Origin of the sequence: Paracoccus sp. pheM1 (genome assembly GCF_018499825.1) — a bacterium.
GTDB classification, from domain to species: Bacteria; Pseudomonadota; Alphaproteobacteria; order Rhodobacterales; family Rhodobacteraceae; genus Paracoccus; species Paracoccus versutus.
Genome location: NZ_JAGXCX010000002.1, coordinates 1,459,171 through 1,474,489, shown reverse-complemented (window position 1 = coordinate 1,474,489; position 15,319 = coordinate 1,459,171). Strand labels below are relative to the sequence as shown.

Genomic DNA, 15,319 nt, shown 5'->3' with positions numbered 1-15,319 from the left:
CAAGACATGCTTCTATGCCCGCCAGCCGCCAACCGATGAGGCCGACGTGGATCTGCGACAAATGCGCTATTTCGTTGCCATCGTGGACGAGGGCGCGTTTTCGCGCGCCGCGGCCAGCCTGGGCGTCGCCCAGCCGGCCCTGTCGCTGCATGTGCGCAAGATGGAAGAGGAACTGGGCACCACGCTTCTGCTGCGCAGCGCAGGCGGCGTGACCCCGACCGAGGCGGGGCTGCATCTGGCCGCGCGGGCCAGGGGCCTGCTGGCCGAGATGCACAGCCTGGAGGAAGAGCTGCGGGGCCTGGGCGACCAGCCCTCGGGGGTGGTGCGCATCGGCCTGCCGGGCACGATCAGCGTGATCCTGTCGGTGCCGCTGATCGCCAGGGCGCGCGCGCAATATCCGCGCATCAAGATCGTCGTCGCCGAGGCGATGAGCGGCTTTGTCCGCGACTGGCTGCGCGAGGGCAGGATCGAGTTGGGCGTGCTTTACGGCGAGATCGGGGAAGCCGGCCTGCGCTCGTCCCCCCTGCTCGAGGAAGAACTGGTGCTGCTTGCCCCGCCGGGCGCGCCGGCGGACGAGGCGGGGCTGGCGATCCTGGCGGACAGCCCGCTGATCCTGCCCAGCGAGGCCCACGGCCTGCGCCGCATGGTCGAGCACAGCCTGCGCGCCGAGAACCTGCAGGTCGACCCCGCCATCGAGATCGACTCCTATCCCTGCATCAAGCGGCTGGTGGCGGATGGCTATGGCTGTTCGGTCCTGCCCTGGCATGCGGTCGCCGAAGAGGCGGCGAAGGGCCTGGTGTCCGTGCGCCGCTTTACGCGGCCCCGGCTGTGGCGGCGCGCCAACCTGGCCTGGAACGCCGCCCGGCCGCTGGGCCGGGCCGCGCAATCGGTGCAGGATCTGCTGCGCGCCGAGGTCGAGCAGCTGATCGCGACCGGCATCTGGGTCGGCGCGCGCGGCGTGGATGCCCAGCGGCGACCCGACCCCGCCGCAAGAAGCCGCCAGGGATGAGCTGATCGGGGCAGGCGGCCGGGTTGGGCCCGCGACGGCGGCGCGATCCGCCGCGGCCATAGGATACGCCTATGCCAAGGCGCAACGACCGCGGTTGACAAACCCGTTTCCGCGCGGCTGATCAATAGGGCCGAACAGGACAAGCAAAGCCAGGACCATGCCGGAAACGCCCCCCGAACCAAAGCGCCGTCCGAAGCCCCGCAAGGCCGAGACCACTCGGGGCGAGATCCTGGCCGCCGCCGCCCGGCTTTTCGCCGAAAAGGGCTATGGCGAATGCAACCTGCGCGAACTGGCCGACCGCGTGGGCATGAAGGCGGGAAGCTTCTACTACCACTTCAAGTCCAAGGAACAGATCCTCGACGAATTGCTCAGCGCCAGCATCGCCATGGTCTCGGATGCGGTGACGCAGGCGGTGGCGGAACTGGGCGCCTCGGCGCCGGTGCGGGACCGGATCGCGGCGGCGATGCGGGCGCATATCACCGCCTTCCTGTCCGGCGACAACAACTCGGCCTCGTTCATGCGCGTGTGGGAGCATCTGCCGCCGACGCTCAAGCGCCGCAAGCGCGAGGAGCGCCGCGCCTATGCCCGGATCTGGCACGACCTTGTCGCCGAAGGCATGCGCGAGGGCGAGATTCGCAACGACATGGACATTCGCCTGGTGGTGCCCTTCCTGATCGGCACGATGAGCCGCAGCATCGAATGGTATCGCCCCAGCCGCATGAGCATCGACGATGTCTGCCATCTCATCATAACGACCTGCCTGGACGGCGGGCTGGGGCGGCAGGGGCAAGGCGGCGCCAGGGCGCGGCGCCCCGGCACGCTGGTCAGCCGATAAAGCGCGGCGCGCGCTTTTCCAGGAAGGCCGCGATCCCCTCTTGCGGGTCCGGGCCCTGCATGACGGCGACCACCCTGGCCTGTTCGGCGCGCAAGCCCTGCTCCAGCGGCAGGCTTTCCGAGGCCCGCGCCAGCTCCTTCATGGCGCGCAGTCCGGGCCGGCTTTTCCCCGCCAGATCCGCGCAATAGTCCAGCGCCGCCTGGCGCAGCCCCTCTGCCGCGACGACATGGTTCACCAGGCCCCAGCCTTCGGCGGTCGCCGCGTCGATCCAGCGGCCGGAATACATCAGGTCCAGCGCCCGCTTCATGCCGACCAGCCGCGGCAGGCGCTGGGTCGCGCCCCAGGCCGGCACCAGCCCGTATTGCGCATGCTGGTCGCCGAAGCGGGCATCGCCGGCGGCAAAGACCACGTCGCAGCAAAGCGCCAGCTCCAGCCCGCCCGCCAGCGCCAGCCCCTGGCAGGCCGCCACGACCGGCAGCGGGCTGGCCTCGAGCCGGCACAGCCCCCGGTTCATGTCCTCCAGGTAGCGCGCGAGCGCCGCCGGGTCGCCCTCCATCGACTGCGCTTCGGCTAGGTCGCCGCCGGTGCAGAAATGCCGGCCCTGCGCGCAGACCAGCACCGCGCGGATGCCCGAGCCTTCCGCCTCGAAGGCGTTCAGCGCCTCGGCCATCAGGCGAAACACCTCGTGGGTGATGGCGTTGAACTTGTCCGGGCGGGCCAGTTCAAGGACGCCCACGGCGCCGGCGCGGCCGACGGAGAGCACGGGCGGCGCCACGGCCTACTCGGTCCCCTTGGCGTTGCGGAACGCCTCGAGGATGGCATCGCCGGGCTTGCCGGTGGATTCCATCTCGGCCGCCCAGTCCTTGGCGACCTCGGTGATCCGCGCCTCCCATTGCGCCTTTTCCTCGGGGGAAAGCGTGGCGATCTGCCAGTCGCGCTCTTCGGCCAGCTCCTTGCTGAAGCTCGCCTCCTGCTCGTCCTGCCAGCTGCAGCTTTCGATCTCGGTGATCGGGCCGGCCTCGTTCATCGCGGCCTTCACATCCTCGGGCAGCGCTTCCCAGGCCCGGTCCGACATGGCCAGCACGACGCTGCCGCCGCCCAGCGACATGCCGCCGACCGAATACTTGAACAGCTGATCGAGCTTCAGCGAGGGCAGCGCCATGTGCGAATAAAGCGCGCCATCGACCGTGCCGCGGGTCAGGGCGTCGAACATCTCGGGTCCGGGGATCTGCACCGGCACGCCGCCAAGCGCGCCGACGGTCTTGGTCATGGCGTTGCCCGCCACCCGGATCTTGAGCCCCGACATGTCGGCAAGCGAGGCGACCGGCTTTTTCGTGGTGATGACCGTATAGGGCGGGACGGTCAGCACATAAAGCACATGCAGCTTGAGCGGCTTGTATTCGGCTTCGTTGAGCGGCCCGCCCTCCTTGGCGATTTCCGAGAACTTCCGGGTCGCCTCGCAAGAGGTGCCGAACAGGCCGGGAAGCTCGGTCACCGAGGTCAGGGGCAGCTTTCCGCCCGCGATCGCCGGGGTCAGCAGCGCGACATCGGCCAGCCCGCTGGACAGCAGCGCAAGCTGGTCCTTGCCCAGCTGGCTGTTGGGAAAGACCTCGAACGTCACCTTGCCGCCGGTCTGCTCGGCCACGCGGTCCACGAAGCGCGCCACCCCGTGTTCCCACAGGAAATGCGTCGCCGGATAGCCATGGGCGAGCTTCAGATGCACGGCATCCTGCGCCGCGCCGGGTTGCGCCATCGTGGCCAGGCCGAAAGCGGCGGCCAGCGCCAGGCTGATCGGTTTCATGTCGTTTCCTCCCATTTCGCGGATCATCGCGATTTTCACGCGCAGGGGCCGGTCCCGTCCCTGCGTCTGGTATCGCCACCGATTTTCGTGCAAATGCCGGGCGGCAGGCCAGAACAATCTCGGCAGGCCGAAGCGATGCAGGCTATCGGAAAAACCTGTGGCCGCAATCAGGCCGGGATCAGGCCGAGGCGGGCGGGCGATCCAGAAGCTGCGCCATCAGCACCGAGGCCGCGCGCCCCGGCACCCTGCCCTGGGCGGTGGCGATCAGGATCTGGCGCTTGGCCCAGGGCTCGTCCAGCCGCACGACCGCGACCTGGTCGAGCATGTCGCGATAGATCAGGCATTCGGGCTGGATGGTCACGCCCAGCCCGGCCTGCACCAGGCTGGTCGCCACCCCGCCGCTGCGCACCATGTATTTCGGCGCGAACTCGACATGGTTGCGGGCCGCCGCCGCCTCCAGCGCCTCGCGCAGGCCGGCCACCGGGATGAAGCGTTCCGCGATCAGGTCCTTGAATCGCACCGACTCACGCCCGGCCAGCGCATGGTCGCGCGGCACCACGGCGACGATGCGGTCCTCGCGATAGGGCACCACGTCGGCGCCCGAAAGGTCCAGCCCGGCCGCGGCGGCAAAGACGCCGATCTCGGCCTCGCCCCCCAGCACGGCCTGCACGATGCGGGCGTTCTCGACCTCCTGCACGACCAGGTCGACCATGGGAAACTCGCGGCTGAAATCGCCCAGTTCCTTGGCGAGGAAGGGCGCGATGATCGAACGCGCCGAGGCCACCACCAGATCGCCCCGCACGCCTTCCGAGAAAGCCGAGATCTCGTTGCGCAGATCGTCCAGCTGGCCGAAGATCGCGCGCAGGTAGCGTTCCAGCACGCGCCCCGCCGGGGTCGGCACCACCCCCGAGGGAGTCCGCTCGAACAGCTTGACGTCGGCGATCTCCTCGAGATCCTGGATCCGTTTCGTCGCGGTCGAGGCCGAGATGTTCTCGCGCATGGCCGCGCGGCCGATCTGTCGCTCCTCGACCGCCGACAGAAACAGCTTCAGCGAGAACAGATCGACCTGTCGGATCAGATGCAGGCGATTGAAGGCCATGGAATACCGCGCGGAACCGGGGATTTTCTGCGTCCGGGTATCGCGCCGCACCCGCCGGCTGTCAACACGCGCGGCCCGCCCTAGCGCCCGCGCGCGGCCAGCACCGCGCAGGCCGCCATGCCGGCCGCCATGGTCCAGACCATGCCCGCCACGCCCAGATGCTCGCCCGTGGTGCCCAGCAGCAGCGGCAACAGCGTCTGGATGAAATTGGTCAGGGTCATGGACAGGCCCATGGTCTCGTTGGCCCGCCCCTCGGGCGTGGTGCCCATCAGCAGGCTCAGCGCGATGGGCACTCCCATGCCCAGCGACAGCCCCAGCACCGCGCTGCCCGCCAGGAACAGGCCAAGGCCCGTCATGGCGGGCAGCAGCGCATAGACCAGCGCGCCCAGCATCAGCGCCGCCGCCAGCGCCAGCGGCAACCGGACCAGCCGCACGACGGGCGCCACGCAAAGCCGCGCGACGATGGTGCCCGCCGAACAGGCGCCCAGCACCAGGCTGGCCTGCGTCGTGGACAGGCCGATCATGGCGGCATGGACCGAGACGACGAAGGGATAGACGGTCAGCACCGCCCCGAACATGCTGCCGGTCACCAGCCAGCGCCGCAGGTCCGGCAGCATCACCAGGTCGCCCCGCCGCCGCGGCATGGCGCGCGTCGCCCCCGCCGGGCCGCGAAAGACATGCCGCCCCCGGCCAAGCAGCAGCAGCGCCAGCGCGCCGGGCAGGCAGGTGACGGCCAGGGCCGGCCTTGCGCCGCCCTGCTCAAGGGCGACGGCCCCGGCGATGGGGCCCAGGAACTGGAACAGCGCATAGAACAGCAGCATGGTGCCCAGGTTGCGCGCCCTGGCCGCCTCGGTCGGGCTGGACTGGGCCACGGCGCGGGTGGCGACCGCATGGGCAAACATGGTGCCCGCACCGATCAGCCCCGCCGCCAGCAGCAGCTGCGCCAGTCCGGGCCGAAGCAGTCCGGGAATGCTTGCCCCCGCGATCAGCCCCGCCGAGACCATGGCCGGCCGCAGGGTGCCGACGCGATCGGCCCAGCGGCCGAAGCGCAGGTTCAGCAGCATCGGCGCCAGCGTGAACAGCGCCGCCAGCAATCCCGTCAGCGCAGCCCCCGCCCCCTGCTCCAGCGCCATGCTGGGCAAGACCAGCCGGGCCGTCATCAGCGTCGAACAGCACAATCCGGCAATCAGGAAGGTCGCGTGAAGATGCGTGGCAGGCGGCGGATCCTCTGCCGGGCGCATCGGCGCGCCGGCAGCGACAGGGTTCGTGCTGGAGGTGCTGCCGTCCATCTTTCGCCCGCATATCCAAGGTTCGTCGCCCCAGTCTTTTCCGCCCCGCCCCAAGGTTACAGCGGGTTTTTTCATGCATCGGAAAGCGGGGCGGGCGCATAGGCATTGGCTATTCCTGAATCCGCCGTCTTGCGGATAGCCGCGCCCTATGGGTCGAATAGGGGACGGCTTTGACCCGCCCGGTAAAAGGCAGGTTTGGTTTGACGCCAATTCCCCCGCCCGCCTATCAGGAAAGAACGCGTCCGTCAGATTCGCGAAGAATAACAACGGCGACAGCCGCCAACGGGGGAAACATGACCACGCATCAGCATTATAATCCTTGAATGCGATGACCGCCGGCATCGCCGGATAAATCACCACGCTGCAAAAAGACAATGGCGCCGCCGGCAATTGGCGCGCGGGTTTTCCATGCCTGCGTCCTCGATGCCGCCGCACCTGCGGTGCGGCGCGATGCATCACCAGGCTCAGGGAGGAGCACCATGAAGAAGACCCATATCGGCGGGCTTGGCCTCGCCGCGCTGGCGGCCGGGCTTGCCGCCCTGCCCGCCGCCGCGCAGACGCTGGAGGACCGCGTCGCCGCGCTCGAGGCGCGCCAGGCCCAGCCGGCCGGCCTGACCACGCCCACCGGCTTCACGCTGAACTTCTACGGCTACGTCAAGGGCGACCTGATCTACGACAACAGCCACGACCTCGGCATCCATTCGGGCGGCATCGCCGGCATCACCGCCGCCAGCACCGAGGATGCCGCCAGCCGCGCCCATGCCTACCAAAGCCGCATCGGCATCCGCGGCGCCCAATCCACCGACATGGGCGAGCTGAAGTTCAACCTCGAGGGCGACTTCCTGGGCGGCGGCGGCGGCACCTTCCGCCTGCGCCACGCCTTCGGCGAGCTGAACGGCCTGCTCGCCGGCCAGACCTGGAGCCTGTTCACCCCGGTGGGCGAGCTGCCGGCCTTCATCGACGCCAACGGCCAGACCGGCGCCCCGGCCTATCGCGTCGGCCAGGTCCGCTATACCGCCGAGTTCGGCGACACCTCGGCCGCGCTCTCGCTCGAAGAGGACAACTCGGCGCTCAAGGACCGCGTCGCCATCGCCGCCGCGGTGACGCAGAAATTCGCGCAGGGCAGCGTGAAGCTGGCCGCGATCTCGCGCAGCCTGGAGCATCCGGTCAACGGCGTCGAATCCAGCTGGGGCGCGACGATCAGCGCCAATGCCAAGCTGTGGGAGGGCGGGCTGATCCAGGCCTCCTACACCCAGGGCGACGGCATTTCCTCGCTGCTGCCGGCCTGGAGCGCGACCTATGCCCCCGAGCTGGACGCGAATGGCCAGGCCATCGGCGCCAAGGGCTACGGCATCGCGCTGAGCCACGCGATCACCCCGCAGTTCGAGATCGGCGCGGGCTATGGCGTCAACGACTACGACGATCATGCCGGCGCGGCCGCGGACGGCACCGACAAGCTGAGCGCGGTGCATCTGAACGTCAAGTACAAGCCGGTCAAGCCGGTGACGCTGGGCCTGGAATACATCAGGGCCGAGCGCCGCCAGTTCGACGGCGCCAGGTTCGACAACGACAGGATCCAGTTCGCCGCGCAATACAGCTTCTGAAAATAGGCAAACCCGATCAATCTCTCTCTCGTGGAAAAAGGCCGCTGGCGTCCGAAAGGATGCCAGCGGCCAACTCGTCCAGGCGGGCCGGGAAAGCCGGGGATCGCGGCTTGCGACCGGCAAAGAAAAAGGGCCCCGGCGCATAGGTTCATGCGCCGGGGCCATCGTTTTCCCCTATGGACGGAAGCATGAAATCGAACGGTGGTTTGGTATATTCTGCGCCTATCCGAATTGGAGGAGAACCACGGAAATGTTCGACAAGCTGGCAACCACCGCCCTGGCGCTGATATTGGCCGCAGGCGGCGCAACCGCCCAAGAGCAGATCACATTGCGCTTTGCCCATCTTTTCCCGCAATCCCATTATTTCTGGGAACATGGCGGCAAGGTCTTCGTCGAAGCCCTTGAGGCCAAGACCGACGGCAAGGTCGAGACCAGCGTCTTCCCGGCGGCGCAGCTCGGCAAGGACTCGCTGGCGGTGCTGCAATCGGGCCTGGCCGACATCGTGACGCTGGTGCCGTCCTACAGCCCCGACAAGCTGCCGCTGACCTCGGTTTCCGAACTGCCCGGCTTTCACGACACCACCTGCGAGGGGGTGGCGAAGCTGTGGCACATCATCCAGGACGGCGCGCCGCTGGACCAGGCGGAATACGCGCCGCAGGGCCTGCATCCGCTGTTCGTCGCGCATCAGCCGACCTACAAGGTGCTGACCTCGAAAAAGCAGGTCCGCGCGATCGGCGACCTTGCCGGGCTGAAGCTGCGCGCCAACGGCGCGGCGATCGGCAGCCTGGTGCGCGGCACCGGCGCCGTGCCGGTCAGCATGAGTTCGGGCGAGGTCTTCGACGCCATGATGCGCGGCACCGTCGACGGCACGCTCCTGCCCTATTACACCCTGCCGATCTATGGGCTCGAGGACGTGGTGGACTATGCCTATGAAGGCGCGGAGCTGGGCGGCGGCTCGGTCGTCTTCGCCATGAGCGACAAGGCCTGGCAGGCGCTGCCCGACGACATGAAGACCCGCTTCACCGAGGCCGCGGCCGAGGCGCAGGACAAGCTTTGCTCCTACCAGGACGAGCTGGAAAAATCCGTCCGCGACGAATTCGCCGCCGGGGACAAGGTGACGATCTCGTCCGCGTCCGAGGCGGACCTGGCCGAGTGGCAGCAGCATTTCGACAAGAACGCGGCCGATTGGGCGCAGGGGATGGAAAAGCAGGGCCGGCCCGGCCAGGCGATCCTGGATGCCTTCAAGTCCGGGGCGCAATGAAAAATGGCCCCGGAAGGGGCCATTTCCTCATGCGATCCGCGGTCAGTTGCCGGCGCCGGCGGCCTCGAACGCCTTCAGCACCTCGGTGCCGGGGCGGCCGCTCTGGTCCAGCCGCGCCGCCCAATCCGCCGCCACGCCCGCGGTCAGCGCGTTCCAGCGCGCCGCCTCCTCGGGGGTCAGCGCATTGACCGCCAGCGTGCCCGCCTGGACATAGCCGTCGCGGATCTTGTCCTCCTCGCGGTCCTGATAGGCGCAAAGGTTCTGCTGCGCCTTCTGGCCGGCCTCGGTCATCGCCGCCTTCACCTCGTCGGGCAACCCGTCCCAGGTCTGCTGCCGGATCGCGTAAAGCACCGCGGCCGAGCCGGCATGGAAGCCCTCGGTGGTCTGGTGCAGCACCTCTTGCAGGCTGAAGGGCGGCACGCCGACCCAGATATAGATCGCGCCGTCCACCGTGCCGCGCGACACGGAATCGTAGAACTCGCCCGCCTGCACCTGCACCGGCGCGGCCCCCAGCGCCCGCACCGAATCCGCCTGCGCGCCGCCGACCGAGCGGATCTTGAGTCCGCGCAGATCCTCGAGGCTGCGCACCGGCTTCCTGGCGGTCATCAGCTTGTAGGGCGGCGGCACCGCCACGAAAAGCACATGCAGGCCAAGCGCCTCGTATTCCTTCTGGTCCAGCAGGCCGCCCTCTTGCGCCAGGGGCCAGAGCTTGCCGACCGCCTCGCAGGAGCTGCCGAAATAGCCCGGCAGTTCGGTGACGCCGGTCAGACCCAGCTTGTCGGGCGCATAGGGCGCGGCCACCGTCGCCATCTGCGCAAGGTTGCTGTTCAGCAGGCTGAGCTGGTCCTTGCCCAGCTGGCTGGCGTGGAAATCGGCGAAGGCGACCTTGCCGCCGGTCGCCTCGTTCACCGCATCAGCAAAGACCTTGCCGCCTTCCTGCCAAAGGTAATGGTTCTCGGGCCAGAGGTTCGAGAACTTGATGGTGGTGTCCTGCGCGGCCGCCCCTCCGGCCAGCGCCAGCGCGAAAAGCCCGGCCCAGGCCGGGCCGCGATAATTCGGCATGTCTTACCTCCCGTTGTCTTGTGCTTGATGGCGCCAGATTAGCAAGCCGGGAGCGGAAAAACGGTTTTATTTCCGTTCTATAGCAGGAAGCTATGGCACGGAAAGGCAGGCCCTGCGGGCCTCAGCCCCCCTGCGCCACGCCCCAGTCGCGCAGCACTTCGGCGGTATGGGCGCCGCGCGCGGGGGCCAGGCGCGCGATCCCGCCCGGCGTGCGCGAGAAGCGCGGGGCGGGCTGCGGCTGCTCGACGCCCTCGACCTCGACCAGCAGGGATCGGGCGCGGTTCTGCGGATGGCCCCCCGCCTCGTCCAGCGTCAGCACCGGCGAGAAGCAGGCGTCCGTGCCCTCGAACGCCGCCGCCCATTCGTCGCGGGTCCGGGTGGCGAAGATCGCCTCGAAGCGCGCGCGCAGGCCGGGCCAATGGGCGCGGTCGTTGCGATCGGGCAGCGTGGCGGGGTCGAGGCCAAGCACCGACAGCATCTGGTCGTAGAACCGCGCCTCGATGGCGCCCACGGCGACATATTTGCCGTCGCGGGTGGCGTAGCAGCCATAATAGGGCGCACCGCCGTCCAGCACGTTCGCGCCGCGCCGCGGGTCGAGCTGGCCCAGCTGGCGAAAGGCGTGGAACACGGTCAGCAGGCTGGAGACCCCGTCGACCATGGCGCAATCGACCACCTGCCCCTGGCCCGAGCCTCTGGCCTCATGCACCGCCGCCAGCAGGCCGAAGGCCAGGTAGACCCCGCCGCCGCCGTAATCGCCCAGCAGGTTCAGCGGCGGCACCGGCGCCCCGCCCGCCGGGCCGATGCGGTCCAGCGCCCCGGTCAGTGCGATATAGTTGATGTCATGGCCCGCCATCTGCGCCATCGGGCCTTCCTGACCCCAGCCGGTGGCGCGGCCATAGACCAGCCTGGGATTGACCTTCCGGCAATCCTCGGGACCGATGCCCAGCCGCTCGGCCACGCCGGGGCGATAGCCCTCGATCAGGATGTCGGCCTTGCCGACAAGTTCCATCAGCGTGGCGTGGCCCTCGGGGCTTTTCAGGTCCAGCGCGACCGAGCGCTTGTTGCGGTTGCGCAGGTCGTATTTGTCGGGCAGGTCCAGCCCCAGGTCGACCTCGGCCAGCCGGTCGATGCGCAGCACATCGGCGCCCAGATCGCCCAGCAGCATGCCGCAGAACGGCGTCGGACCCAGCCCGGCCAGTTCGATGACCTTCAGTCCGGCAAGCGGTCCCATGGCGCGTCCTCAGCCCGGATTTTTCTTCAGCATCATGCCGGTGCGGCGGAAGGTCAGCACCATCTTGTCGTCCTGGTTGAAGCTGCGGGTCTCGAACTCGACGATGCCGGCATGGGGACGCGACTTCGACTCGCGCTTGGAGACGATCTCGGTCTCGCTGCGCAGCGTGTCGCCGATATAGACCGGGTTGGTGAACTTGACGTCATAGAAGCCCAAGTTGCCCTGGGTGGTGCCCAGCGTGGTGTCGGCCACGGTGACGCCGCAGGCCAGCGACAGGGTGAACAGGCTGTTCACCAGCCGGCCGGGATGGCCCTGTTCCTTGGAATAGACCTCGTCCATGTGCAGCCAGGCCGAGTTGTAGGTCAGCGCCGAGAACAGCAGGTTGTCCGCCTCGCAGACGGTGCGGGTGATGGCGTGGCGATAGATGTTGCCCACCTCAAGCTCTTCGTAATACTTGCCGGTCGCCAGTTCGGTATAGTTCACACTCATGGGTTTTCTCCGCTTGGCCGGGGGTCAGATGACGCCCTGGGATTTCAGGTTTTCGATCTCGTCGGCGCCCAGGCCCAGAAGGCCCAGCACCTCGGCATTGTTCGCGCCCAGCGTCGGCGCGGGCCTGTCCAGCCCCACCGTCGAGCCGGACATGCGGATCGGGATGCCGCTGCCCACCGCGTCGATCTCGCCCGCTTCCGGGTGGACCAGCGGCACGATGGCGCCGCTTTCGCGCAAGGCGGGGTCGGCCATCGCCTCGCGCGCGGTGCGGACCTTGACGCAGGGCACGCCGCGGCTGGTGGCCAGGGCATGGATCACCTGTTCGGTGGTCAGGTTGCGGGTCCAGGCCTCGATCATCCCGTTCAGCGCATCGGCATTCACCGCCCGCGGCCCACGCGTGGCATAGCGCGGATCCTCGATCAGCTGCGGCTGGCCCATGGCCTCAAAAATCAGCCCGGCCCATTTGTCGTTCGCCGCCGCGATCGAGACATGGCCGTCGCTGGTCCTGAAGATGCCAAAGGGCGCCAGCCGGGTCTGGTGGTTGCCGCTGCGCGCCGGAAAGCCCATGCGCTGGAACACGTCGAAATGCTCGAACGGCAAGAGCGAGGACAGGCAGTCCAGCATCGAGGTCATGACATGCTGGCCCTGGCCCGTGGCCTCGCGCTGGCGCAGCGCCGCCTGGATGCCGATCACCCCGTAAAGCGGCGCCAGCAGGTCGGCGATGGGCAGGCCGAAGCGGGTCGGCGGGCCGTCCTTGTCGCCGGTGGTGTCCATCACCCCCGACAGCGCCTGCACCACGATGTCCATGACCTTCAGCCCCGGATAGGGGCTGGGCCGCCCCATGCCGGTGATCGAGCAATAGATCAGCCGCGGATTGACCCCCTTGAGGCTGTCGTAATCCACGCCCAGCCGCTCGACCGTGCCGTCGCTGAGGTTCTCGACCACGATGTCGGACTGCTTGGCCAGTTCCTTGAAGAGCCGCAAGCCTTCGGCGGATTTCAGGTCCAGCGACAGGCTTTTCTTGGCCCGCGCCCGCGCCAGGATCGACAGCGATACGTCGCCTTCCTCCAGCGCGCCCAGGTGGATGCCGTCCTTGCCATAGAAGGGCGGGTTGAAGCGGGCGATGTCGCCGCCCTGCGGCGCCTCGATCTTGATGACCTCGGCCCCCAGCCCGGCCAGAAGCAAGGTGCAATAGGGCCCGGCCAGCGCCACGGTCAGGTCGAGGACGCGGATGCCCTCCAGCGGTCGGTTCGTCATCTTCTCCCCCTCCCCTTCCTGGCGTTCAGGCCGCGTATTCGCGGGCCAGCGCGATGATGTCGCGCGCGGTCTTCGCATGGGCGATGTCGATATGCTCGCCATCATACATGACCGAGGCCCGGCCTTGCGCCTGCGCCGCCTCCAGCGCGTCGATCATGCCCTGGTAGAAGGCCACCTCATCGGCCGTCGGCGTATAGGTGCGGTTGATGGTCTCGACCTGCATCGGGTGCAGCGCCAGCTCGCCCGACATGCCCAGCTGCCGGTCGAAGGCCGAGGCCTTGGCCAGCCCCTCCAGATCCTTGATCTGCTGCCAGATGCCGCCGATGGGCATCTTGCCGGCGGCGCGGGCGGCCATGACGACGCGGGACTTCATGTATTCCGACTCGCGCCCCTCGGGCGTCCAGACATATTTCAGCGCCCGGCCGACATCGGCGTTCTTGGCCGTCGCGCCGACGATCCCGGTCACGCGCGGGATCTGCGCGATCTCGTAACACAGCTGCATCGAGCGCGCCGTCTCCAACAGCGGGATCAGTCCGACCGAGCCGATGGGCAGGTTCGCCCGCGCCTCGGCTTCGGCGATCATGCAGGACGCCATATGCACGTCCTCGGGACCCCAGGGCTTCGAGATATAGATGCCCTCGACGCCCGGCTGCACCACGGCAAGGATGTCGTCCAGATCATAGATATGCGCGGTCCGGTTCACCCGCACCCAGATGCGCTGGCCTGCGGCGATCAGCTCGGGGATCTTGCGGGCGACCAGCTCGCGCGCGGCCAGCTTTTCGGCCGGGGGCACGCTGTCCTCCAGGTCCAGGATCAGCGCATCGGCGCCGGCATTGGCGCCCTTGTCCAGCATGGATTCCTTGTTGCCGGGCACGAACAGGAAGGAACGGATCGGTTTCATCGCGGCACCTCAATAGGATTTCGGCAGGCCCAGCTTGCGCTCGGCGATATTGGACAGGATCAGCTGCGGCGTGACCGGGGCGATATAGCCGATCCAGGCCTCGCGCATGAACCGCTCGACATGGTATTCCTTGGCATAGCCGAAGCCGCCATGGGTCAGGATCGCGGTGTTGCAGGCCTTCATGCAGGCCTCGGAGGCCACCAGCTTGGCCGCGTTCGCTTCCGAGCCGCAGGACAGGCCCTTGTCGTAAAGCTCGGCCGCGGCCAGCAGCATCAGGTTCGCCGCCTCGAGTTCCGCCCAGTTGCGGGCCAGCGGATGCTGCACGCCCTGGTTCTGGCCGATGGGCCGGCCGAAGACCACGCGGTCCTTGGCATATTGCGTCGCGAGCTTCAGCACCGCCCGGCCGATGCCGACCTGCTCGGCGGCGACGAAGACGCGCTCGGCGTTCATGCCATGGAAGATGTATTTCAGCCCCTTGCCTTCCTCGCCGATCAGGCTGTCCCTGGACACCGGCAGGTTGTCGATGAACAGCTCGTTGGTATCGACGGCGGCGCGGCCCAGCTTGTCGATCTCGCGGATGTCCACGTAGTCGCGGTCGAGCTTGGTATAGAACAGGCTCAACCCCTCGGAATGCTTCCTGACCTCCTCGATCGGCGTGGTGCGGGCCAGGAGCAGCATGTGATCGGCCTGCTGCGCGGTCGAGATGAAGACCTTCTTGCCCGAGATCAGGTAATCGCCATTCGCCTGCTTCCGGGCCGCCACCTTCAGCTTGGTGGTGTCGAGGCCGGTGTCGGGTTCCGTCACCGCGAAACAGGCCTTGACCTCGCCCCGTGCAAAGGGCGGCAGCCAGCGCTGCTTCTGCTCCTCGGTGCCGAAATGCACCACCGGCTGCAGGCCGAAGATGTTCATGTGGATGGTCGAGGCGGCCGCCTGCCCGCCGCATTCCGCCACGGTGCGCAGGAACAGCGCCGCCTCGGTCACGCCCAGGTTGGCGCCGCCGAATTCCTCGGGCATGCAGATGCCCAGCCAGCCGCCATCGGCCACCGCCTGGAAGAACTCGTGCGGGAAGGCGTGGTCGCGTTCCTTCTTCAGCCAGTATTCCAGCGGGAAGTTCTCGCAGATCTTCTCTGCGGCATCGACGATCGCCTGCTGGTCGTCGGTCAGTAGATAGCCCATTGCCCTCTCTCCTCGGCGTGGCTCGATCAGGGTTCGATCAATTTTCTAACACTCATTAGGCATCTTGCCGTCCATGGGTCAACGAATCTTGGCGCCCTCGCCGGGCGCGAAAGGCTGCCCCGAGCCGTTCCATAGGTTCATGCTATGGCCAGACCCGCACCGATGCGGCGCAGCGGGATGATATTGCCTTGTTATTGCCTCCACCCCGGCGCCTCGGGCGCTTGCCATATGGAAATGTTATATCAGCAATCCACAACATATATTTGCATTATGCGGCACCGCGATGCCATGACTGCTGGCGACAG

At 67.9% G+C, this 15,319-nt stretch carries 14 protein-coding genes; 4 read left to right on the top strand and 10 right to left on the bottom strand.

Annotation, left to right across the window (positions count from 1 at the left end; all coding sequences use genetic code 11):
* Positions 1-46 precede the first annotated feature (46 nt).
* Both KF941_RS21345 and KF941_RS21340 read left to right on the top strand, forming a co-directional pair.
* Entirely contained in the window at positions 47-1,009 is a 963-nt protein-coding gene (locus KF941_RS21345) for a LysR family transcriptional regulator (protein WP_214274440.1), read from the top strand.
* 157 nt (positions 1,010-1,166) lie between these two features.
* Positions 1,167-1,844 carry a TetR/AcrR family transcriptional regulator gene (locus KF941_RS21340; protein WP_214274439.1) on the top strand — a complete coding sequence of 226 codons (678 nt, stop codon included), beginning with the start codon at positions 1,167-1,169 and terminating at the stop codon, positions 1,842-1,844.
* Here the strand turns inward: KF941_RS21340 and KF941_RS21335 are convergent.
* The 4 genes from KF941_RS21335 to KF941_RS21320 all read right to left on the bottom strand — a co-directional run bounded on the left by KF941_RS21335 (position 1,834) and on the right by KF941_RS21320 (position 6,033).
* Complete coding sequence (locus tag KF941_RS21335; protein WP_214274438.1) at positions 1,834-2,619, bottom strand: enoyl-CoA hydratase/isomerase family protein; 786 nt, start codon at positions 2,617-2,619, stop codon at positions 1,834-1,836. The two genes, KF941_RS21340 and KF941_RS21335, sit on opposite strands and share 11 nt — an antisense overlap.
* Positions 2,620-2,622: 3 nt before the next feature.
* Positions 2,623-3,645 carry a TRAP transporter substrate-binding protein DctP gene (gene dctP, locus KF941_RS21330; protein ID WP_166435380.1) on the bottom strand — a complete coding sequence of 341 codons (1,023 nt, stop codon included), beginning with the start codon at positions 3,643-3,645 and terminating at the stop codon, positions 2,623-2,625.
* A gap of 178 nt (positions 3,646-3,823) precedes the next feature.
* Positions 3,824-4,744: a LysR family transcriptional regulator gene (locus KF941_RS21325; protein WP_036760353.1), complete on the bottom strand. Its 921-nt coding sequence runs from the start codon at positions 4,742-4,744 to the stop codon at positions 3,824-3,826.
* Between the two features lie 80 nt (positions 4,745-4,824).
* Positions 4,825-6,033, bottom strand: a complete 1,209-nt coding sequence (locus KF941_RS21320; protein WP_214274437.1) for an MFS transporter — start codon at positions 6,031-6,033, stop codon at positions 4,825-4,827.
* Positions 6,034-6,512: 479 nt separating this feature from the next.
* On the opposite strand from KF941_RS21320, the gene KF941_RS21315 reads away from it, so the two are divergent.
* Complete coding sequence (locus KF941_RS21315; protein ID WP_214272653.1) at positions 6,513-7,637, top strand: DcaP family trimeric outer membrane transporter; 1,125 nt, start codon at positions 6,513-6,515, stop codon at positions 7,635-7,637.
* Between the two features lie 250 nt (positions 7,638-7,887).
* A complete protein-coding gene (gene dctP / locus KF941_RS21310; RefSeq protein ID WP_214274436.1) occupies positions 7,888-8,898 on the top strand; it encodes a TRAP transporter substrate-binding protein DctP in 1,011 nt (336 codons plus the stop codon).
* Positions 8,899-8,940: 42 nt separating this feature from the next.
* Here dctP (KF941_RS21310) and dctP (KF941_RS21305) read toward each other — a convergent pair whose 3' ends face one another.
* The 6 genes from dctP (KF941_RS21305) to KF941_RS21280 form a co-directional block, all read right to left on the bottom strand.
* Entirely contained in the window at positions 8,941-9,960 is a 1,020-nt protein-coding gene (gene dctP / locus KF941_RS21305; RefSeq protein ID WP_116220630.1) for a TRAP transporter substrate-binding protein DctP, read from the bottom strand.
* Between the two features lie 121 nt (positions 9,961-10,081).
* Complete coding sequence (locus tag KF941_RS21300; protein WP_114537157.1) at positions 10,082-11,191, bottom strand: CaiB/BaiF CoA-transferase family protein; 1,110 nt, start codon at positions 11,189-11,191, stop codon at positions 10,082-10,084.
* Positions 11,192-11,200: 9 nt separating this feature from the next.
* Positions 11,201-11,680: a MaoC family dehydratase gene (locus KF941_RS21295; RefSeq protein WP_036760877.1), complete on the bottom strand. Its 480-nt coding sequence runs from the start codon at positions 11,678-11,680 to the stop codon at positions 11,201-11,203.
* Positions 11,681-11,704: 24 nt separating this feature from the next.
* Complete coding sequence (locus KF941_RS21290) at positions 11,705-12,937, bottom strand: CaiB/BaiF CoA-transferase family protein (protein ID WP_036760879.1); 1,233 nt, start codon at positions 12,935-12,937, stop codon at positions 11,705-11,707.
* Positions 12,938-12,962: 25 nt separating this feature from the next.
* Positions 12,963-13,838 carry a CoA ester lyase gene (locus tag KF941_RS21285; protein ID WP_036760882.1) on the bottom strand — a complete coding sequence of 292 codons (876 nt, stop codon included), beginning with the start codon at positions 13,836-13,838 and terminating at the stop codon, positions 12,963-12,965.
* A gap of 9 nt (positions 13,839-13,847) precedes the next feature.
* Positions 13,848-15,014: an acyl-CoA dehydrogenase family protein gene (locus KF941_RS21280; protein ID WP_072464360.1), complete on the bottom strand. Its 1,167-nt coding sequence runs from the start codon at positions 15,012-15,014 to the stop codon at positions 13,848-13,850.
* Positions 15,015-15,319: the final 305 nt, after the last annotated feature.